Source organism: Streptomyces sp. L2 (assembly GCF_004124325.1).
In the GTDB taxonomy this organism is placed as follows: domain Bacteria; phylum Actinomycetota; class Actinomycetes; order Streptomycetales; family Streptomycetaceae; genus Streptomyces.
The window spans coordinates 2,514,664-2,535,010 of record NZ_QBDT01000001.1; the positions used below are offsets into that span (position 1 = coordinate 2,514,664).

Sequence of the window (20,347 nt, forward strand, 5' to 3'; positions counted from 1 at the left end):
CCGGACGGTTCGCTACGGTGGCCCACCATGACCACCTCCGCGCATCACGGCATGGACCCCACCCGGCACCCCGCGCTCCTCGCCTGGCTGACCGAGCGCCGCGAGGCGTTCACCGCGTGGGCGGGGCGGACCGGCGCCGCCGACCGCCTCGACTTCGGCGCCGGCTCCCTGGACGTGCTGGAGTCCCTCCTCCGGTCCGCGTTCACCTCGGACGACGAGATCCGCGCCCGCCGTCTCGACCCCTTCGTCCAGGGCGCCGTCTGGTACCTCGGCGAAGTGATCTGCCGCACGAGGGGCACGGTGTGGAAGTACGAGCGGGACGCCGACCTGCCCGCCGGCACCCCGATGCCGCCCCTGTTCACCCCGGCCACCCCGACAGCCGTCCTCGACACCCCCTGCGTGGCCCTCCCGGAGGACGGCCCCGAGCGCGCGCTGTACCCCCTCAACATCCTGTGCCGGTCCCTCATCACTCAGGATGAGCTGGGCGAGCCGGTGGAGGAACATCTGCGGGACGCGCTCGCGGAGGACTACCTGGACGAGGAGGAGGACGAGGACGAGGTCGACTTCGACGAGGACTAGTCAACAACGGCTATGCGCATCGCGGCGGTCGGTGCGTGCCGTCGAGAGTGTCCAGGTCGGCCTGGGACAGCCGTAGCGCGCCGGCGGCGATGTTCTCGGCCAGATGGGCGGGGTCGGATGTGCCCGGGATGGCGAGGACGTGGGGGCCCCGGTGCAGGGTCCAGGCCAGCCTGACCTGTGCCGGAGTCGCGCCATGGGCTCGCGCGACCGCGCGGAGCCGCTCGTCGTGCGTGTCGTCGGCGGCCGCCTCGCGCCGTCGGCCCGAGATCGCGAAGAACGGCACGAACGCGATGCCCTGCCTGCCGCAGGCGTCCAGCAGTCCGCTGGTGTCCGCGCGCCGCTGGTCCAGGCCATACCAGTTCTGTACGCAGACCACGGGCGCGATGGCCTGCGCCTCGGCGAGCTGCTCGGGTGTCACGCTGGACAGCCCGAGGTGCCGGACGAGCCCCGCCTGCCGCAGCTCGGCCAGGGCCCCGAAGTGCTCGGCGACCGAGGTGATGCCGTTCCTGCGAAGGTTGACGACGTCCAGGTGGTCCCGGCCGAGCTGGCGCAGGTTCTCCTCGACCTGCCCGCGCAGTTGGTCGGGCCGGGCCATCGGCAGCCACTCGCCGGACGGATCGCGGCCGGGCCCGACCTTGGTGACGATGACCAGGTCGTCGCGGTAGGGCGCCAGCGCCCGGTTGATCAGTTCGTTGGCGGAGCGCAGCGGCGAGAAGTAGAAGGCGGCGGTGTCGATGTGGTTGACGCCCTGGTCCACCGCGCTCCGCAGGAGGCCGACCGCCAGGTCGCGGTCGATCGGCGCGCCGTCGGAGTTGCCGTCCATCCCGTTGCCGGTCAGCCGCATCGTGCCGAAGCCCAGGCGGTTCACCACCTGGTCGCCGAGTTTCCAGGTGCCCGCGGCCGCCGCCGTGACCGTTCCCGATTCCACTGTGACCCACTCCCTGTCCGTCCGGCCGCACGCCGGCTCCGCTCCGGGAGTATGGGCCCGGAGCGGTACGGCGAGAAGGCTCACGAGGTGGGCGAAGAGTCACGCGGGAATGGGGAACTACTACGCTCCGCCCGGCCGTTGGACATGGTGTACGGGGGTCAGTTCTTCCCCGCCTCTCCGGTGGCGTCCTCCTCCAGTGCTGCCAGTGCCGGGTCCAGGATGATGTCCTCGGAGCGGGCCTCCGTTGTGGGGTCTTCGGGGAAGTGGCAGGCGGTGAGGTGGGTGGGGCCGTTGCCGGAGAGCTGGATCAGGGGGGGTTCCTCGGTGGCGCAGCGGTCCTGGGCCTTCCAGCAGCGGGTGCGGAAGCGGCAGCCGGAGGGCGGGGAGATGGGGGACGGGACGTCGCCGGCCAGGCGGATGCGTTCGCGGCGTTCGTCCTCGCCGTCGGTGAGGTTGACCTCGGGTACGGCGGACAGCAGGGCGTGGGTGTAGGGGTGGCGGGGGCGGGTGTAGATGGACTCGCGGTCGCCTACCTCGATGATCTTGCCGAGGTACATCACCGCCACGCGCTGGGAGAAGTGCCGGACGACGGCCAGGTCGTGGGCGATGAAGAGGAACGCGATGCCCAGCTCGTTCTGGACCTTCTGGAGGAGGTTGACCACCTGGGCCTGGATGGAGACGTCCAGGGCCGAGACGGGTTCGTCGGCGACGATCAGTTTCGGTTCGAGGGCGAGGGCGCGGGCGACGCCGATGCGCTGGCGCTGGCCGCCGGAGAACTCGTGCGGGAAGCGGTTGTAGTGCTCGGGGTTGAGGCCGACGATCTCCAGCAGCTCGCGGACCCGCTTCTCACGGCCGCCGGCCGGGTTGATGCCGTTGATCTCCATCGGGCCGGAGATGATCTTGCCGACCGTCTGGCGGGGGTTCAGCGAGGAGTACGGGTCCTGGAAGATCATCTGGATCTCGGAGCGGATCGGCGCCAGCTCCCTGCGGGAGGCGTGGCTGATGTCGCGGCCCCGGTAGGAGATCGTGCCGCTCGTCGGCTCCATCAGGCGGGTGATCAGCCGGCCGGTGGTCGACTTGCCGCAGCCCGACTCGCCGACCAGGCCGAAGCTCTCGCCGACGTGCACGGTCAGGTCGATGCCGTCGACGGCCTGGACGTGGCCGACGGTCCGGCGGATCGGGAAGCCGCCCTTGACCGGGAAGTGCTTGGTCAGGTGCGAGACCTCCAGCAGCGGCTCGCCGTCCGCGCCGGCGGCCGTCTCCCGCGGTGCGGGGAGGACCAGGTCCTCTTTCATGCGGTGTCCTCCTCGGACAGAGGGACTGACGGACAGGCCAGGAGAGGGGGTCAGCCCAGGCGGGGTCTGATCTCCTCGGTGAAGATGGTCCGCTTCTGCTCGGCGGTCAGATGGCAGGCCGACGCCCGGTCGGGAGCCAGCAGGGGCTGCTCCGACACACAGCGCCCGCTGCCCTCCACCCGGTCCTGGAACGTGCAGCGCGGATGGAAGCGGCAGCCGGACGGCGGAGTGAGCAGGGACGGCGGGGTGCCCGGGATGGGCGCCAGCGGGGCGGTGAGGTCGGAGTCCAGGCGGGGCATGGAGTTGAGCAGGCCCCAGGTGTACGGGTGCTGGGGTGCGCGCAGCACCTCCTCGACCGTGCCCCGCTCCACCGCGCCGCCCGCGTACATCACCATGATGTCGTCGGCCATGTCCGCGATCACCCCCAAGTCGTGGGTGATGAAAATGATGCCGGATCCGAACTCCTGCTGCAGGTTCTTGAGCAGATCCAGGATCTGGGCCTGGACGGTCACGTCCAGCGCGGTGGTGGGCTCGTCGGCGATCAGCAGGTCGGGGTCGCAGACCAGGGCCATGGCGATCATCGCGCGCTGGCGCATACCTCCGGAGAACTGGTGCGGGTAGTCCTTGGCCCGCTCGCGCGGGTTGGGGATGCCGACCTTGCCGAGCATCTCCACGGCGCGTTCCCAGCCCTCCTTCTTGGAGGCCCGGTTGTGCTTGATGTACGGCTCGGCGATCTGCCGGCCGACGGTGTAGTAAGGGGAGAGTGCGGTCAGCGGGTCCTGGAAGATCATGGCGGCCTTGTTGCCGCGCAGTTTCTCCAGTTCGGACTCGCGTGCCGTCGTCAGCTCCTGGCCGTCGAGCAGGATCTCGCCCTCGACGGTGGTGAACACGGGGTTGTGCAGGCCGAGGATGGTCAGGTTGGTGACCGACTTCCCCGAGCCCGACTCCCCCACGATGCCGAGGGTCTTGCCGCGCCGCACGTCGAAGGAGAGCCCGTCCACGGCCCGTACGACGCCGTCCTCGGTCTTGAAGCTGACATGCAGGTCCCGTACCGACAGCAGGGGGCCGGTGCCGGCCGGGCCCGTGGTCCCGGCCTCCTTGGTCACAGTGGTCACGACAGCGCTCCTAGGACAGCCGCACGCGCGGGTCGATGAAGGCGTAGGCGGCGTCGACGATGATGTTGAACAGCAGGATCATGGCGGCGGAGAAGAGCATGACGCCGAGCAGCAGTGGCAGGTCGCTGAAGAAGACCGCCTGCACGGCGAGCTGGCCGAGTCCGGGCAGGCTGAACGTGGTCTCGGTGATGATCGCGCCGCCGAGCAGGGAGCCCAGGTCGATGCCGAAGATGGTGACGATGGGGATCAGCGAGCCCCGCCAGGCGTAGCGGAAGAAGACGTACCGCCGGGACATGCCCTTGGCGCGGGCGGTGCGGACGTGTTCCTCCTGGAGCTGTTCGATCATCGAGGAGCGGGCCATACGGGTGTACTGCGCGGCGAAGATCGTGGAGAGGACCACCCAGGGGATGATCAGTCCGCTGAACCACGTGACGGGGTCGGCGGTGAAGTTGTTGTAGGCCGGTTTGTCGAACCAGTGGGTCTGGTAGACGAGGACCGCGAGGGCCAGCGGGCCGAGGAAGTAGATCTGCATCGAGCTGAGCACCATCGCGCCGGCGGTGGCCGTCTTGTCGATGACCGTGCCGCGCCGCCAGGCGGCCAGCAGGCCGGCCCCGAGGCCGACGATCAGGAAGCAGATCGCGCCGCCCAGCGTCAGCGAGAAGGTGGTGGGCAGGCGGTCCATCAGGGTCGCCCAGACCTGCTCGTTGGTGTGGTACGAGTACCCGAAGCAGGGGGCGGGACAGGGGCCCTGGGCGAACTGGCTGCTGCCCAGGACGAGGTTGTGCAGGAAGATCCAGTACTGCTCGGGGATCGACTTGTCCAGGCCGAGCACATGGTGGATGTTCGCGATGGCGCCGGGGTTGCAGGTCTTGCCGCACATCAGCAGCGCCGGGTCCCTGGGCATCCCGAAGAAGATGAGGAACGCGACGATGCTGAGCAGGAACAGGATGACGACGGCACCGAGGGTCCGGCGGACGAGGAAGCGCAGCATGGCAGGGGCAGCTCTCTGACGTCGGCGGTCCGGCCGGTACCCGGCGCTCCCCCTGGTGGGCGGTGCGCCGGGTACCGGGCGGGGACGGTTACTTGATGAAGAGGCGACGCGGGTCGACGCCGCCGATCACGTCGTCGTAGACGAGGCCGCCGACCTTGGAACCGGCGATCTGGGTCTGCTTGTAGTACGCGGTCGGGACGACGTTGACGACGTCCTTCACCAGGTACTGGTCGACCTTCTCCCACTCGGCCGCCGACTTGACCGGGTCGGTGATCTTGTTGATCCGGTCGATGTCGCTGTTGACCTTCGGGTCGTTGATCTGCGAGTAGTTCGTCGCACCGTCGGCGATCGCGCGGCCGTCGTACAGCGGCGGGATCACGGTGGAGGCGGACGGCCAGTCGGCACCCCACGCGGTGTGGAAGATGTCGTAGTTGTTGTTCAGCTTGGAGACCTGGTCGTAGAACGTCTCGGCCGGGATCTCCTGGCGCTGGACGTCGAAGCCGGCCTTCTTCAGGCCCGCCGCCATGGCGGTGGAGTACTGCTGGCCCTCGGGGGTGTTGATGTAGCCGAAGGTGAGCTTCATGCCGACCTTGCCGGCCTTCTTCAGCAGCGCCTTGGCCTTGGCCGGGTCACCGGCGGGCTTCTTCTTCTTGCCCCACGGGTCGAACGTCGGGTCGTAGCCGGAGACGGTCGGCGAGATCAGTCCGCCGGCGACCTCCATCGCGTCGGTGCCGCCGTAGGCGCGGACGAACGGGGTGATGGGCAGCGCGTAGGCGATGGCCTCACGCACCGTCTTGTCCTGCATGGCCTTGTGGCTCATGTTGATGTTCATCTGGCCGACGTACGGCTGGTAGCCGGAGACCGTGCGGGACTTCATCTTCGGGTCGCGCAGCACCTGGGACAGGTTGCCCGCGTCGACCTGGTTGTTGAAGCTGATGCCGGTCTTGTCGGCGCCGGTGTCCGCCAGCAGGGCCTTGGTGGAGGTCTCGAACTGCTGGTTGAAGGTGAAGTTGAACTGGTTGATGTACTGGTGGCGGATCGGGTCCGTCTTCGGGTCCCAGTTGGTGTTCTTCACCAGCACCATGGACTTGCCGGACTTGAACGACTGGATCTTGTACGGCCCGGTCGCGAGCGGCGCGCGGTCGTACTTCTGCTTGGTGTCGCCCTTCTCCGAGACGATCGAGTAGCCCGCCATGGCCAGCGCGTACGGCAGGTCGGGGTGCGGGGTCTTGAAGTGGAAGACGATCGTCTTGGCGTCGGGGGTCGACAGGACCGAGTCGGGCAGGTGCTTGCCCTTGTACGGGCCGTCCTTGAGGAGCGAGCGGTACTTGGCGCCCGGGGTGTTCGCCAGCCACTGCTGGAGGTAGGTGGGGCCCTGGTTGATGAAGGGGGCGAAGAGGCGCTCGACGGTGTGCCGGACGTCCTTGGAGGTGATCGGCGTGCCGTCCTGGAACTTGATGTCGTCCTTGAGCGTGTACTTCCAGGTCTTGCCGCCGTCGGTGGTGGTGCCGGAGTCGGTGGCGAGGTCGCCGACCACCTCGTGCTGCCGGCCGTCGTCGCTCGTCGACTTGTAGCCGGTGAGGCCTCTGTGCAGAAGCTGCGCGACCGACATCTCGTCGGAGACGTAGATCTGCGCCGGGTCCAGGTGCGCGTAGCTGTCGCGCTGGAGGACCTCCATGGTGCCGCCCGGTTTGGCCCCGGGCACGGCGGCCGCGGGGCCCGTGGAGTCCGACGCGTCGCCGAACTTGATGGAGGCCTGCTGGCGTTTGGCGCTCTGCTGGTCCTTCTTGCTGTCACCGCCGGTGTCGCTGCCGCCCTTGCTGCAACCGGTGAGCACAAGAGCTCCGGCCGCGAGCACGGAGAGTGCGCCGTATGCGTGGCGTCCGCCCCTACTCATCACGAGGATTCCCACCCATCTGTGTGTCACCAGTGCGATCTCTGTGTCACCAGTGCGAATGAATGACGTGCGAATGAATGACGTGCGTGTGAAACGACGTGCGCACGAACGAGTTGCCGTGCGATTCGAGCCGGTTTGAGGTGCGAGTGCCGGGTCAGCGAGCCGACTTGGGGTCGAAGGCGTCCCTGACCGAGTCCCCGAGCAGGTTGAACGCGACGATGAAGATGATCATCGAGACGCCGGGGAAGAACATGTAGGTGATGTCGTTCTGCATCACCAGCTCCGTGGAGGCCTTGGAGAACATCTGGCCCCAGTCGGGCGTGGGTTCGACGATGCCCACCCCCAGGAAGGACAGTCCCGCCTCGGCGGTCACGAAGCCCGGCAGCAGGTACGTCGCCTGCACCAGCAGCGGGGTGACCACGTTGGGCAGCATCTCCCTGCGGATGATCCGCCACGGTGACGCGCCGCTCACCTTGGCCGCCTCGATGAACTCCCGTTCCCGCAGGGCGAGCGCGGTGCCGCGCAGGATGCGCCCGAGGCCCATCCAGCCCAGGAACCACTGGACGAGGATCAGGGCGACCACCCGGACGTAGGTCGGTGTCTCGTCGCGCGGGCTCACGAAGAGGGAGACCACGACCGGCATGCTCGCGATGAAGAACAGCTGGGCCGGGAAGGCGAGGAGGAAGTCGATGACCCGGCCGATGAAGTAGTCGGTCTTGCCGCCGGCGTAGCCGGCCGTGACGCCCAGCAGGATGGCGGTCACGACGACCGCGATGGTGACGGCGACCGAGATCATCAGCGAGGTGCGGATGCCGTAGATGAGCTTGGTGAAGACGTCGTAGCCGTTGCCGGGTTCGAGGCCGAACCAGAACTCGCCGCTGATACCGCCGTTGGGCTGCACCGGCACACCCGCGCTGTCGAACAGTTCCGGACGCTCGTCGGCGTAGACGGTGTAAGGATTCTTCCCGTAGAGCTTGGCGATGAGCGGCGCGCAGATTCCGACCAGGAAGAAGAAGCCCACGACGTAGGCCGAGATGACGCCCGTGCGGTCGCGTTTGAAGCGCGTCCACATGAGCCGGCCGGGAGACCGGCCTTCGAGCTTGACGTCCTCGGACTTCGTCTTCGGCTGTGGTTCGCCGTCGACGACGACCGAAGTCCCGCCGCCCTCAATGTCGATAGGACTTGTCACGGTTCGTCCGTTTCACAGGTATGAGTGTGAGAGGTGCCCGGGTACTCCGAGTACGCGCGAAATCCCTGTCGGACGCGCGTAGTTGAACGGCCGCACTAAACGGCCGGGCTACTCCTCACCCACCTGGCGTTCGTGACACCGCGCATGGGGGTTCCTCCTCATGACTTCACGTGTTCACCGACAGGAGGGGGTTCGACGTCTGCCCTCCGACACCCCTGACGGAGGGTCAAACACCCCCTGGTGCTCGTGAGTCGGCGCTGTCCCCACAGCGCGAGACCCATTGACCCGAGCGCTACGCGGCTAACTATCTGCCATGAGCCAGGTGGCGACCACCGGTCGCAGATCTCAATTCAGTCACAGCTGGCGCCTAGATCTTCCGAAAAATGGACAAACTGTTCGCCGGGAGAAGGCCGCGAAACGGACGTGTTGCCTGGCTAGCGGGCCTGGACGTCCGCATTCCGGACAATGATCGCGTGCCGGACGCCAAAAACGGGTTGCAAAAAGCCCGGGCACCCCCATCATGGGGGCACCCGGGCTCAGGGGCCTGGTCGATCAGCCGTGCTTGGCGCGGCTCGCGGCGCGGGCGCGCTCGCGGGCGTCCAGGTTCACCTTGCGGATGCGAACGGCCTCCGGGGTCACCTCGACGCACTCGTCGTCGCGGCAGAACTCCAGCGACTGCTCCAGCGAGAGCTTGCGCGGCGGCACGATCGACTCGGCCACGTCGGCCGTCGAGGACCGCATGTTGGTGAGCTTCTTCTCCTTGGTGATGTTGACGTCCATGTCGTCGGAGCGGGAGTTCTCACCGATGATCATGCCCTCGTACACCTCGGTGCCCGGCTCCACGAACAGCACGCCGCGCTCCTGGAGGTTCGTCATCGCGAACGCGGTGACGGCGCCGGCGCGGTCCGCGACCAGCGAGCCGTTGTTGCGCGTCGTCAGCGTGCCGAACCAGGGCTCGTGGCCCTCGTGGATGGAGTGGCCGATGCCGGTGCCGCGGGTCTGGGTCAGGAACTCGGTCCGGAAACCGATGAGACCGCGCGACGGCACGACGAACTCCATGCGCACCCAGCCCGAGCCGTGGTTGGACATGTTGTCCATCCGGCCCTTGCGGACGCCCATGAGCTGGGTGACCGCGCCCATGTGCTCCTCGGGCACGTCGATCGTCATGCGCTCGACCGGCTCGTACGTCTTGCCGTCCACGTCCTTGGTGACGACCTGCGGCTTGCCGACCGTCAGCTCGTAGCCCTCCCGGCGCATGGTCTCCACCAGGATGGCGAGCGCCAGCTCACCGCGGCCCTGCACCTCCCAGGCGTCCGGACGGTCGGTGTCGAGCACGCGCAGCGAGACGTTACCGATCAGCTCGCGGTCCAGGCGGTCCTTGACCTGGCGGGCGGTGACCTTGCGGTCCTTGACGGCGGACTTCGCGTCGGCGCCCTTGCCGGTGCCGCCCCGGCCGACCAGCGGCGAGGTGTTCGTGCCGATCGTCATCGAGATCGCGGGCTCGTCGACCGTGATCAGCGGCAGCGGGACCGGGTTCTCGGTGTCCGCCAGCGTCTCGCCGATCATGATGTCCGGGATACCGGCGACCGCGCAGATGTCACCCGGGCCGGCCTTCTCGGCGGGCTTGCGGGTGAGCGCCTCGGTCATCATCAGCTCGGAGATGCGGACGTTGCTGACGCTGCCGTCCCGCTTGATCCAGGCGACGGTCTGGCCCTTGCGCAGCTCGCCCTGCTCGACGCGGAGCAGCGCGATACGGCCGAGGAAGTTGTCGGCGTCCAGGTTGGTGACGTGCGCCTGGAGCGGGGCGGCCTCGTCGTACGTGGGGGCCGGGATGTGCTCCAGGATCGTGGAGAAGAACGGCTCCAGGCTGGTGGAGTCGGTCGGCACCGTGCCGTCGTCCGGCTTGGTCAGCGAGGCGACGCCGTCCCGGCCGCAGGCGTAGACGATCGGGAACTCGATCTGCTCCTCGTCCGCGTCCAGGTCCAGGAACAGGTCGTACGTCTCGTTGACGACCTCGTCGATCCGGGAGTCGGGGCGGTCCGTCTTGTTGATGCACAGGATGACGGGCAGGCGCTGCTGGAGCGCCTTGCGCAGCACGAACCGGGTCTGCGGGAGGGGGCCCTCGGAGGCGTCCACCAGCAGCACGACACCGTCGACCATCGACAGACCGCGCTCGACCTCGCCGCCGAAGTCGGCGTGGCCGGGGGTGTCGATGATGTTGATCGTGATCGGGTCCCCGCCGTCCTTGGGGTGGTACTTCACCGCCGTGTTCTTGGCGAGGATCGTGATGCCCTTCTCACGCTCCAGGTCGTTCGAGTCCATCACCCGGTCGTCGACCTGGTCGAGCTGGTGGGCGGCGAACGCGCCGGCCTGCTTCAGCATGCCGTCGACGATGGTGGTCTTGCCGTGGTCGACGTGGGCGACGATGGCGACGTTGCGGATGTCGTGGCGCGTGGCCATAGTGCGGCGAACTCCCAGAGTGGTGAGGAGGCCCTGCTGAGTACGTCCGTGTGACGCGGGCCTGCCGGGCTGGACACGCCACGGCCTCACCCCATGGTACGGGTCCGCTGCCGCTGGGGCTCGCCGGGGCGGGTCGGCCCAGTTCAGCCCCGTTGCGTGGGCACCCGGCGTTGTCCGCTGTGCCCACCCGTTCCGCCCTGCGGAACGCCTGCCCACAGCGGTGGGGGGCACCTGTCAGCGCCGGTCAGCTGGTCCCGCCCAGGGGCGCGGGGAACTGCGCGAACGGCCCCCACCGGCCCGCACCCGGCGACGAACCCGAACCCCTACTTCTTCGCCGGGCCGGCGGCCGGAACCTTCGCCCCCTTCTTGAGGAACCCCATGTCCTCGTACACCGGCGTTTCAAAGCCGAAGGCGCCCACGTTGACCAGGGTGGCGCGGGCCGCGACGAGTTGGGGCCGCTGGTAGAGGGGAATCGACCCCGCCTCCGCCCAGATGCGGGAGTCCGCCTTGCGGATCAGGTCCCGCGCCTCGTCCTCGTCCAGCGTCGCCCCCGCCTGCTCGAACAGCTGATCGACCTGGTCGGTCCCGACCCGCGTGTAGTTCTGCCCGATGTTCACCGAGCCGTCGGCCGCCGGCACCGGCTTCGCGAAGATCGGCCGGGCGTCGGTCGCCGGGAACGCGGAGGCCGGCCAGGAGAACAGGGCGAGGTCGTAGTCCCCGGCGGCGATGTGGTCCTTGAAGTAGCTGTCGTCCGGCACCTTGCTGATCGTCGTGCGGATGCCGACCTGCTCCAGCATCGCGGAGATCCGCTCGGCCACCGTGTTCAGCGTCTGCGAGCCCGGTCCGGACGGCAGCACGAACCGCAGGTTCAGCGCCTTGCCGTTCTTGGCGAGCGGCGCGGCCGGGGCGCCGGCCGGGGCCGCGGTGCCCTTCGGGGCGTACGCGCCCGGCGCGCCCCCCTTCTTCAGGTCCCCGGAGTACTGCTTGCCGTCCTGCGCGAGGTGCCTGCCGCCCTCGTCGCCGCGCTCGCCCTTGTCGTCCTCGCCGACGATGTACGTACCGTCGTCGTCGGAGGACGCGGAGGACGCGGAGGACGCGGAGGACTTCGAGGACTTCGAGGACTTGGACGCCTTGGAGTCCTTGTCCTCCGGGCCGGCCGCCTTCTCGCCCTTCTTCTCCTGCTTCACCGCCCCGCCGGACACCCAGCCCGCGTCGGCGAGGAGCGCCGCGGCCTGCTTGGTGTCCTGGTCGCCGAGGGCGTCGCTGTCGTCGGCGTAGTCGTACTGGCCGGAGAGCGCGAGGTGGCTGCCGACCGGGACGGCGGGCAGGCCCAGCGGGGTCAGCACCACCTTGGCGAGTTCCTCGCGGTCCAGGGCGCGGGCGACGGCCCGGCGGACCCGCTCGTCGGCGAGGGGTCCGGCGGAGCCGTTGAGGGCGAGCTGGGTGTAGGCGGGCGCCAGCGACTTGCGCACGTCGATGGCGCGCAGCGCGTCCTGCTGCTTGAGGTAGGTGCTGATGGTGTGCCGCAGCTTGTCGGTGCTGTGCGGGATCTTGTCGGAGTCGAAGCCGTGGGCGAGCGCCCAGGAGCGGAGCTTCTTCGCGGAGGTCTTGCCGCCCCCGGTCAGCGGGCCCTGGTTGCCCTTCTTCCCGGCGGCGAGGTTGATCCGCTCGGCGTCGCCGGCGTCGATGTCGGCGACGTCCACGGTGCCGTCGGCCAGCGCGGCGGCCCGCTTGTCGCGGGGCACGGCGTGCAGCACGATCTCGGACAGTTTCGGGGCCTCGCCCCACCAGCGCGGGTTGCGGGTGAGGACGATGTCCTTGTCGGCGGTGTCGACCTTGTCCACCTTGAAGGGTCCGGCGGTGACCTTCAGCTTGCGCCGGGCGCCGTCGTTGAAGGCGTCCGGGGTGCCCATGACGTCCTTCGGGTACAGCGGGGAGAACAGCGACTTCCAGTCGGCGTAGGGGCGGCTGAAGGTGACCCGGACCTCCAGGTCGCTGGCGCCCTGCTCGATCTTGGAGATGCGGTCGTACCCGGCGTTGCGGGCGGTCCAGTAGGCGCTGTCCTTGCCGGACAGGGCGCGCCACTGGGCGACGAAGTCGGCGGCGCCGATCTCGCGGCCGTCGCTCCACACGGCCTGCTGGTTCAGCTTGTACAGGACGACCTGGCGCGGCTCGGTCTCGATGACCTTGGCGGACTCCAGGTAGTCGGCGTCGCGCACCGGCCGGCCGCTCGCGTCGGTGCGGAACATGGCCGGCAGCACGGCCTGCGCGATCCGGGTGGTGCCGGCGTCGGCGTCGGCCTGGAAGGCGTTGAGGGTCTCCGGCACGGCGTCCACGGCCCACTTCAGCGTGCCGCCGTCGGCGACGAGGTTGCGGGCCGCGGGCACGATGTCCTGCGCGGCGAGCGGCTTGCTCGTGTCCTCGTCGGAGCCGCAGCCGGCGAGCAGGGGCACCGCGAGCGCTCCCGCGGTGAGGAAGGCGACCGAACGCGAGACCGCGCGCAGGCCGACGCCGTCGTGGGACATCTCTGCTACCTCCGGAGAACCGCTTCCGCCGGTGTCATGAGTGGGTTCTGTTCACATTTGGCGGTATTTTGGAGTTGATCAGATCTATGGACGGGACCTACTGAAGGGGAAGGGGTTCGTCCGCCGGGCGCGACACGGCGACGGCGGGCCCCGAAGCCACCCGTGCGGCGCAACGCGGCGCGCGGACGGAGGGAAGTGGCGCAAGGCGGACGCACGGGACGGATGTGCGATCCGCCAATCGCTGCACATCCCTTCACAGCGGCAGGTGTGGCGCGCAACACTCGCAGGCGCATGAACGTCGCCACGTAGGGCCGAGAAGCCCGCGGAAATGAGGTACGTCATGTCCGTGCACGACGAACTGACATCGGTCCAGCGCAGCCTCGACGAGCTGTTCCGGTCCGTCAGCCGCCTCGAACAGCAGCTCGGGCGGGGTGGGCTGGAGATGCGCCGCGTCCGCGCCGACGCCGACCGGCTGCGCGAGAGCGTGGCGCTGCTGCGGGACGCGGCCCCCGACCCGTCCCAGTCCCGGCGCCCCGAACTCGTCACCATCTCCGACACGCCGTACGACATCAGCCTGTGGACGGACTCCGACGACGAGGGTCTCGGCGCCCGCGACCGTCACGCTCCCTGAGCCGTGACCGCAGGCGGACCCCGACCCCTCCCCCGACCGGAGTCATGAGTTGGCCACTGGTACGGAACCCCAACAGAACAGCGGCGGCGTACGGTCCGCGACGCGCGCCGCGATCGACGCCCCCCATCTGCGGACCGACCGGTGGTGGCTGGCGCCCGCCGCCACCGCGGCCGGTCTGCTCGCCTTCGTCGTCTACTCGACGTGGCGGGCCTTCGCGAACGCGGACTACTACTCGGCGCCCTACGTGTCGCCGTTCTACTCGCCGTGCCTGGCGGACAACTGCCGGACGATGCACGCGGGCCCGAACTACGACCTGTTCGGCGCGTGGTGGGCGATCTCCCCGGCGATCATCATCCTGATCTTCCCGCTGGGCTTCCGCCTGACCTGCTACTACTACCGCAAGGCCTACTACCGGGGCTTCTGGGCCTCGCCCCCGGCCTGCGCGGTCGCCGAACCGCACGCGAAGTACTCCGGCGAGACCCGCTTCCCGCTGATCCTGCAGAACATCCACCGGTACTTCTTCTACGCCGCGATCCTCGTCGCCGCCGTCCTGACCTACGACACCGTGCTGTCCTTCCGGGACACGCACTACCACTGGGGCCACATGGGCCTCGGCACCGTCGTCTTCCTGGTCAACATCGCGCTGATCTGGGCGTACACCATCTCCTGCCACTCCTGCCGGCACATCGTCGGAGGCAAGCTCAAACACTTCTCCAAGCACCCCGTGCGCTACAAGGCATGGCAGTTCGTCGGCAGGCTCAACGCCCGCCACATGCAGCTGGCCTGGGCGTCGCTGCTGAACGTGGCGCTGGCCGACTTCTACGTGTACCTGGTGGCGTCCGGTGTCTTCGACGATCCGCGCTTCTTCTAGACGAGTGGGGCTGTACTGATGTCCGTGGTGGACCGGCAGGAGTGGGACGTCGTCGTGGTCGGTGCCGGGGGCGCCGGGCTGCGGGCCGCGATCGAGGCGCGCGAGCGGGGCGCCCGTACGGCGGTGATCTGCAAGTCCCTGTTCGGCAAGGCGCACACGGTGATGGCCGAGGGCGGCATCGCGGCGTCGATGGGCAACGCCAACCCGCACGACAACTGGCAGGTCCACTTCCGCGACACGATGCGCGGCGGGAAGTTCCTCAACCAGTGGCGGATGGCCGAGCTGCACGCCAAGGAGGCCCCCGACCGGGTGTGGGAGCTGGAGACCTGGGGCGCGCTGTTCGACCGTACGAAGGAAGGAAAGATCTCCCAGCGCAACTTCGGCGGCCACGAGTACCCGCGCCTCGCCCATGTGGGTGACCGCACGGGCCTGGAGCTGATCCGCACGCTCCAGCAGAAGATCGTCTCGCTCCAGCAGGAGGACCACCGGGAGACCGGCGACTACGAGTCCCGGCTGAAGGTCTTCCAGGAGTGCACGGTCACCCGGATCCTCAAGGATGGCTCGCGGGTCTCCGGGGTGTTCGCCTACGAGCGCGAGACCGGCCGCTTCTTCGTCCTGGAGGCACCCGCGGTGGTCCTCTCGACCGGCGGGATCGGCAAGTCCTTCAAGGTCACGTCGAACTCGTGGGAGTACACCGGCGACGGGCACGCGCTCGCCCTGCTGGCCGGGGCGCCGCTGCTGAACATGGAGTTCGTGCAGTTCCACCCGACGGGCATGGTCTGGCCGCCGTCCGTGAAGGGCATCCTCGTCACCGAGTCGGTGCGCGGCGACGGCGGGGTGCTGCGCAACTCCGAGGGCAAGCGGTTCATGTTCGACTACGTCCCGGACGTCTTCAAGGAGCAGTACGCCGAGTCCGAGGACGAGGGCGACCGCTGGTACGACGACCCCGACAACAACCGGCGCCCACCGGAGCTGCTCCCCCGCGACGAGGTGGCCCGCGCCATCAACGCCGAGGTGAAGGCGGGGCGCGGCTCGCCGCACGGCGGGGTCTTCCTGGACGTGTCCACGCGGATGCCCGCCGAGGTCGTACGGCGCCGGCTGCCGTCGATGTACCACCAGTTCAAGGAGCTGGCGGACGTCGACATCACCGCGGAGGCGATGGAGGTCGGGCCGACCTGCCACTACGTCATGGGCGGCATCGCCGTCGAGTCGGACACGGCCGCCGCGCGCGGGGTGCCGGGGCTGTACGCGGCGGGTGAGGTCGCCGGCGGCATGCACGGCTCCAACCGGCTCGGCGGGAACTCGCTGTCCGACCTGCTGGTCTTCGGGCGCCGGGCGGGCTGGCACGCCGCCGAGTACGCGCAGGGACTGGCGTACGAACGGCCGCCCGTGGACGACGCCCAGGTCAACACGGCCGCCGCGGAGGCGCTGCGCCCGTTCTCGGCGGAGACCGAGGGCGAGGAGGGCCCGCCCGAGAACCCGTACACCCTGCACCAGGAACTCCAGCAGACCATGAACGACCTGGTCGGCATCATCCGCCGCGAGGGCGAGATGTCCGAGGCGCTGGAGCGGCTGGCGGCGCTGCGGGTCCGGGCGCGCCGGGCCGGGGTGGAGGGGCACCGGCAGTTCAACCCCGGCTGGCACCTCTCCCTGGACCTCAGGAACATGCTGCTGGTCAGCGAGTGCGTGGCACGGGCCGCGCTGGAGCGCACCGAGTCGCGCGGCGGCCACACCCGCGAGGACTTCTCCGGGATGGACCGCGCCTGGCGCAACGTGAACCTGCTGTGCACCCTCACCGACCCGACCGGCGGCCTGGCCGCCACCGACCCGCGCCGCGGCCAGATCACCCTGACCCGCGAGACCACCGATCCCGTCCGCGCCGACCTGCTCGCCCTCTTCGAGAAGGAGGAGCTGGTCAAGTACCTCGCCGAAGAGGAGCTGTACGAATGAGCAGCTACGAGGCCCGCTTCAAGGTGTGGCGGGGCGACGACGAGGGCGGCGGCCTGGAGGACTTCGAGGTCGAGGTGAACGACGGCGAGGTCGTCCTCGACATCATCCACCGGCTCCAGGCCACCCAGGTCCCCGACCTCGCCGTCCGCTGGAACTGCAAGGCCGGCAAATGCGGTTCGTGCTCGGCGGAGATCAACGGGCGGCCCCGGCTGATGTGCATGACCCGCATGTCGGTGTTCGAGCGCGACGAGACCATCACGGTGACGCCGATGCGCACCTTCCCGGTGATCCGGGACCTGGTGACCGATGTCGGCTTCAACTACACCAAGGCCCGTGAGGTCCCCGCGTTCGTGCCGCCGGCCGGGGTGGGGCCCGGGGAGTACCGGATGATGCAGGAGGACGTGGACCGCTCGCAGGAGTTCCGCAAGTGCATCGAGTGCTTCCTGTGCCAGAACGTGTGCCACGTCGTCCGTGACCACGAGGACAACAAGGAGGCCTACGCCGGCCCCCGCTTCCTCATGCGGATCGCCGAGCTGGACATGCACCCGCTGGACGCGGCGGCGGACACCGGCCTGGACCGCAAGGCCACCGCCCAGGACGACCACGGGCTCGGCTACTGCAACATCACCAAGTGCTGCACGGAGGTCTGCCCCGAGGGCATCAAGATCACGGACAACGCGCTGATCCCGCTGAAGGAGCGGGTCGCGGACCGCAAGTACGACCCGCTGGTGTGGCTGGGCTCGAAGATCAGGCGCCGCTGACCCAGCCGTCCCGGTAGGCCCGCCAGTCCGCTTCGGTCGCCGCGAAGTCCACGTACAGGGCGACGCCGAAGCGGGCCCGGTCCGCATCGGTGCGGGACAGGCCGAGGCGTACGCCGCGCACGGCGGCCGGGACGGTCTCCGCGTGACCCCAGTGGCCGAACCGGTTCTCGTGGTAGAAGGGCAGGCCCATCAGCAGGTCGGTGCTCTTCGGGGTGACCTCCAGGGCGAGGCTGGTCTGCTCGGCGACGTATCCGCCGTACAGGCTCTGCAGCGGCTGCATGGTGTCGTACGACATCACCGCGATCTGGTCGACCCTGCGGGCCACCTGCCCGAAGTAGGCCTGCGACCACCACTTGGGGTGGCCGGTGGTCGTGCCCCAGAAGGAGTGGAACGCGGGCAGCGGGTCGATCTGGTGGGCGGCGACGGAGAGCAGGGCGTGCCGGGAGTGGGTGAGGGCGTGCAGGCGGTCGAGGAGGTCCAGGTAGTTCCGGTCGCCTGAGTGGAGGGGCTCCAGGTCGAAGTGGGTGCCCTGGAAGCCGGCGTCGAGGATGTCCTTCGCCGAGGCGACGATCGCGTCCCGGGTGGCCTTGCGCTCCAGGTGCATGCCGTCGGGGCTCTCGGTGGCGAGCACATCGCCGAGCCAGGCCTGGACCCGGACTCCGGGGAGTTCGCGGTACAGGGCCGATATCAGCCATGGTGCGTTCTTGTACGCCGACTTCGGGAGCGTTCCGTCGTGTTCGAGGGGGCCCGCGTGGACGTACAGGTTCGTGATGCCGGTGTCTCTCAGGCGGTGCGCGAGCTTCGTGACGTCCTTGTCGGTCTTCCGGCCGTCCACCCAGGCGTGGCCCAGCCAGAGGGCGTCGCGGTGGCGGGTGTGTGTACCGGGTTTCGGGTCGCCGGTGTAGTTGAGGCGGAGGGCGGTTTCGGCGGTGAGGAGGGGGAGGAGGAGGGCGAGCAGTGCGGCGAGGAGGGTACGGCGCGCTCGGCGCGCTCGGCGCGCTCGGCGCGCTCGGCGCGCTCGGCGCCGGGGGCGGGTCGCCTCGGCTTCGCCTTCGGCGCGCTTTTCGTTCCCACCCGCACCACCCGTGCCGCTTTCGTCGTCGGGTGCGGGTGGCCCTGGCGGGGACTGCTCGCCGTCGGCGGGTGCGGGTGGGTGGGCGGGGATGCGGCGGTCGTCGTCGGGTGCGGGTGGCCCTGGCGGGGACTGCTCGCCGTCGACGGGTGCGGGTGGGTGGGCGGGGATGCGGCGGTCGTCGTCGGGTGCGGGTGGCCCTGGCCGGGACTGCTCGCCGTCGGCGGGTGCGGGTGGGTGGGCGGGGATGCGGCGGTCGTCGTCGGGTGCGGGTGGCCCCGGTGGGGACTGCTCGCCGTCGGCGGGTGCGGGTGGGTGGGCGGGGATGCGGCGGTCGTCGTCGGGTGCGGGTGGCCCTGGCGGGGGCTGCTCGCCGTCGGCGGGTGCGGGTGGGGGCTTCTTCCCCTCGGCGGGTGCGGGTGACCTTTCCTTGTCCATTGCGTCTCCCTTCGCTGCTTGTCCCCCGCGCGTATCCGTCCCGGTCGCGGTGGCGTCTGGCTGGTCATACGCTCCGGAATGTGACGTCCTCCCAGTTCCGGGGCCGGTCCCGGTGTGCCGCACTGGGTGTCGTCGTCGGAGCCGGGTGGCTGGTGTTGCCGGTGATGACGATCAGCGCCCAAGATCCGGTTCCCGTCGCCGCGGCGGGGCCGGTCGCCGGTGCGGCCGCACCACGGCACGACGAGACGTCCGGTACCGACTACGTCCTGCCCGTCGCCGTGGTCGCCGCGGCCGGCGTGCTGGCCGGATACGGCTACCTGCGGCGCACCCGGCGGGCCCGGACCAGGACGACCCCCGGGCTCGTGTCCGCGCGGCCCGCCACCCCCACCCCCGCCGAGTCCGAACGGCAGGCCCGGGCCGCGCTGGTCCTCGCCGACGACTGCGTGCGCACCAGCCGGGAGGAACTGTCCTTCGTGTCCGAGCGGTTCGGCGACGCGGACACCGAGCCGTACCGGCACGCTCTGCGGAGCGCCGGGACCGAACTGTCGGCCGCGTTCGCGATATGGCGGCGCTACGAGGAAGGCACACCCGAGGACCCTGCTGTCCGTCGGCAGGCGCTGGTGGGTGTCGTCGGGCGGTGTGCGGAGGCGGGGCGGCTGCTGGACGCGGAGGCGGACGGTCTCGACCGGCTCCGGGGGCTGGTCGAGGACGTGGGGGCGGCACTGGAGGTCTGCGAAGGGCGGTTCAGGGAGCTGACCGTGCGGACGGCGCACGCCCGGGAGACCGAGGTGGAGCTGCGCCGGCGGTTCGGGCCCTCGGGGGTCGCCGCCGTCACCGGGTACGTCGAACAGGCCCAGGACCGGCTGGTGTTCGCCACCACCCATCTCAACGCCGCCCGGCAGAGCGCCGACTCCGGTGACTTCCGTCGCGCGGCCCGGGATCTGCGCGCCGCGGAAGGCGCTGTCGCGCAGGCCGGGGTGCTCGTCGGCGCGGTGGAGCGGCTCGCGGCCGAGCTGCGGGAGGCCGCCGCACTGGTGCCGGCGGCGCTGACGGGCGGGGAGGCGGAGATCGCGGCGGCGCGGAAGGGGGGTGCGCCGGCGTCCCTGGCCCCCGGTGAGCTGCACGCCCGGCTCGCCCGCGCCGACGGCGTGCTGGGTGCCGTACGGGAGGAGCTGACCGGGGGGCCGTACGACCCGTTGGACGCGCTGCGCCGGATCGCGCGGGCGGTCGAACGGCTGGAGACAGGGGCGTCCGGGGTGGTGGAGGCGGCGGCGCTGCTGGTGGCACGGAGTGCGGTCGCGGGGGCGGAGGAGTTCGTCACGGTGCATCGGGGGGCGGTGGGGGCGGAGGCGCGGGCGCTGCTCGCGGAGGCGGCGCGGGGGGTGGGGGCGGCGGGGCGGGTCGATGAGGTTGACGTTCTCGCCCGTCGGGCGCGGGAGCTCGCGGAGCTGGACGTGCGGGCGCACGGGAATCCGTATGCCGGGGGCGGGGCTGACTCCGTCGGGGCGGGTGGGGCAGTTCTGGGCGGGGTTCTGCTGGCCGAGGAGGGCGATGGGGGGCCGCCGGCGAGTTTTGGGGGGCCGGGGACACGGGGGCGCCGTGGGCTTCCCGAGCCGCCGGAGCCGTAGGGTCGTCGTTCGGCTGC

The 20,347-nt window shown here is 70.0% G+C and carries 15 protein-coding genes; 6 read left to right on the top strand and 9 right to left on the bottom strand.

The window, feature by feature from the left end; all coding sequences use genetic code 11:
• Nucleotides 1-27: 27 nt before the first annotated feature.
• Nucleotides 28-579 carry a hypothetical protein gene (locus DBP14_RS10630; RefSeq protein ID WP_129306894.1) on the top strand — a complete coding sequence of 184 codons (552 nt, stop codon included), beginning with the start codon at nucleotides 28-30 and terminating at the stop codon, nucleotides 577-579.
• Between the two features lie 10 nt (nucleotides 580-589).
• Here DBP14_RS10630 and DBP14_RS10635 read toward each other — a convergent pair whose 3' ends face one another.
• The 8 genes from DBP14_RS10635 to DBP14_RS10670 all read right to left on the bottom strand — a co-directional run bounded on the left by DBP14_RS10635 (nucleotide 590) and on the right by DBP14_RS10670 (nucleotide 12,979).
• Nucleotides 590-1,507, bottom strand: coding sequence for an oxidoreductase (locus DBP14_RS10635; protein WP_129306896.1), 918 nt, complete (start codon nucleotides 1,505-1,507; stop codon nucleotides 590-592).
• 158 nt (nucleotides 1,508-1,665) lie between these two features.
• Entirely contained in the window at nucleotides 1,666-2,802 is a 1,137-nt protein-coding gene (locus DBP14_RS10640; protein WP_129306898.1) for a dipeptide ABC transporter ATP-binding protein, read from the bottom strand.
• A 50-nt stretch (nucleotides 2,803-2,852) separates the two neighbouring features.
• Entirely contained in the window at nucleotides 2,853-3,917 is a 1,065-nt protein-coding gene (locus DBP14_RS10645; RefSeq protein WP_129306900.1) for an ABC transporter ATP-binding protein, read from the bottom strand.
• A gap of 10 nt (nucleotides 3,918-3,927) precedes the next feature.
• Complete coding sequence (locus DBP14_RS10650) at nucleotides 3,928-4,908, bottom strand: ABC transporter permease (protein WP_129306902.1); 981 nt, start codon at nucleotides 4,906-4,908, stop codon at nucleotides 3,928-3,930.
• An 88-nt stretch (nucleotides 4,909-4,996) separates the two neighbouring features.
• Entirely contained in the window at nucleotides 4,997-6,805 is a 1,809-nt protein-coding gene (locus DBP14_RS10655; RefSeq protein WP_129306904.1) for an ABC transporter substrate-binding protein, read from the bottom strand.
• A 154-nt stretch (nucleotides 6,806-6,959) separates the two neighbouring features.
• On the bottom strand, nucleotides 6,960-7,994 hold the full coding sequence (locus DBP14_RS10660; RefSeq protein WP_129306906.1) for an ABC transporter permease: 1,035 nt from the start codon (nucleotides 7,992-7,994) through the stop codon (nucleotides 6,960-6,962).
• Nucleotides 7,995-8,546: 552 nt separating this feature from the next.
• Nucleotides 8,547-10,454, bottom strand: coding sequence for a translational GTPase TypA (gene typA / locus DBP14_RS10665; RefSeq protein WP_129306908.1), 1,908 nt, complete (start codon nucleotides 10,452-10,454; stop codon nucleotides 8,547-8,549).
• A 323-nt stretch (nucleotides 10,455-10,777) separates the two neighbouring features.
• Complete coding sequence (locus DBP14_RS10670; RefSeq protein WP_129306910.1) at nucleotides 10,778-12,979, bottom strand: ABC transporter family substrate-binding protein; 2,202 nt, start codon at nucleotides 12,977-12,979, stop codon at nucleotides 10,778-10,780.
• Between the two features lie 340 nt (nucleotides 12,980-13,319).
• Here DBP14_RS10670 and DBP14_RS10680 point away from each other — a divergent pair, with 340 nt between their 5' ends.
• From DBP14_RS10680 to DBP14_RS10695, 4 genes are read left to right on the top strand one after another with little or no spacing between them, the layout of a single operon-like run.
• Nucleotides 13,320-13,610: a hypothetical protein gene (locus tag DBP14_RS10680; protein WP_129306912.1), complete on the top strand. Its 291-nt coding sequence runs from the start codon at nucleotides 13,320-13,322 to the stop codon at nucleotides 13,608-13,610.
• Between the two features lie 49 nt (nucleotides 13,611-13,659).
• A complete protein-coding gene (locus DBP14_RS10685) occupies nucleotides 13,660-14,481 on the top strand; it encodes a hypothetical protein (RefSeq protein ID WP_129306914.1) in 822 nt (273 codons plus the stop codon).
• Nucleotides 14,482-14,499: 18 nt separating this feature from the next.
• The gene (locus DBP14_RS10690) at nucleotides 14,500-16,431 is read left to right on the top strand and encodes a fumarate reductase/succinate dehydrogenase flavoprotein subunit (protein WP_129306916.1); all 1,932 of its coding nucleotides are present in this window, start codon (nucleotides 14,500-14,502) and stop codon (nucleotides 16,429-16,431) included.
• Nucleotides 16,428-17,192 carry a succinate dehydrogenase/fumarate reductase iron-sulfur subunit gene (locus DBP14_RS10695; RefSeq protein ID WP_129306918.1) on the top strand — a complete coding sequence of 255 codons (765 nt, stop codon included), beginning with the start codon at nucleotides 16,428-16,430 and terminating at the stop codon, nucleotides 17,190-17,192. The genes DBP14_RS10690 and DBP14_RS10695 overlap by 4 nt, the downstream gene beginning before the upstream one ends.
• Here DBP14_RS10695 and DBP14_RS10700 read toward each other — a convergent pair.
• Nucleotides 17,179-18,357: a hypothetical protein gene (locus DBP14_RS10700; protein WP_241741211.1), complete on the bottom strand. Its 1,179-nt coding sequence runs from the start codon at nucleotides 18,355-18,357 to the stop codon at nucleotides 17,179-17,181. The two genes, DBP14_RS10695 and DBP14_RS10700, sit on opposite strands and share 14 nt — an antisense overlap.
• A 425-nt stretch (nucleotides 18,358-18,782) precedes the next feature.
• On the opposite strand from DBP14_RS10700, the gene DBP14_RS10705 reads away from it, so the two are divergent.
• Entirely contained in the window at nucleotides 18,783-20,330 is a 1,548-nt protein-coding gene (locus DBP14_RS10705; RefSeq protein WP_129306920.1) for a hypothetical protein, read from the top strand.
• Nucleotides 20,331-20,347 lie beyond the last annotated feature (17 nt).

Bases quoted from the DNA above. Each gene is read 5' to 3' on its own strand.
- DBP14_RS10655 (WP_129306904.1), bottom strand. From the start codon at position 6,805: ATGAGTAGGGGCGGACGCCACGCATACGGCGCACTCTCCGTGCTCGCG.
- DBP14_RS10680 (WP_129306912.1), top strand. From the start codon at position 13,320: ATGTCCGTGCACGACGAACTGACATCGGTCCAGCGCAGCCTCGACGAG.
- typA (WP_129306908.1), bottom strand. From the start codon at position 10,454: ATGGCCACGCGCCACGACATCCGCAACGTCGCCATCGTCGCCCACGTC.
- DBP14_RS10690 (WP_129306916.1), top strand. From the start codon at position 14,500: ATGTCCGTGGTGGACCGGCAGGAGTGGGACGTCGTCGTGGTCGGTGCC.
- DBP14_RS10640 (WP_129306898.1), bottom strand. From the start codon at position 2,802: ATGAAAGAGGACCTGGTCCTCCCCGCACCGCGGGAGACGGCCGCCGGC.
- DBP14_RS10670 (WP_129306910.1), bottom strand. From the start codon at position 12,979: ATGTCCCACGACGGCGTCGGCCTGCGCGCGGTCTCGCGTTCGGTCGCC.
- DBP14_RS10630 (WP_129306894.1), top strand. From the start codon at position 28: ATGACCACCTCCGCGCATCACGGCATGGACCCCACCCGGCACCCCGCG.
- DBP14_RS10695 (WP_129306918.1), top strand. From the start codon at position 16,428: ATGAGCAGCTACGAGGCCCGCTTCAAGGTGTGGCGGGGCGACGACGAG.
- DBP14_RS10650 (WP_129306902.1), bottom strand. From the start codon at position 4,908: ATGCTGCGCTTCCTCGTCCGCCGGACCCTCGGTGCCGTCGTCATCCTG.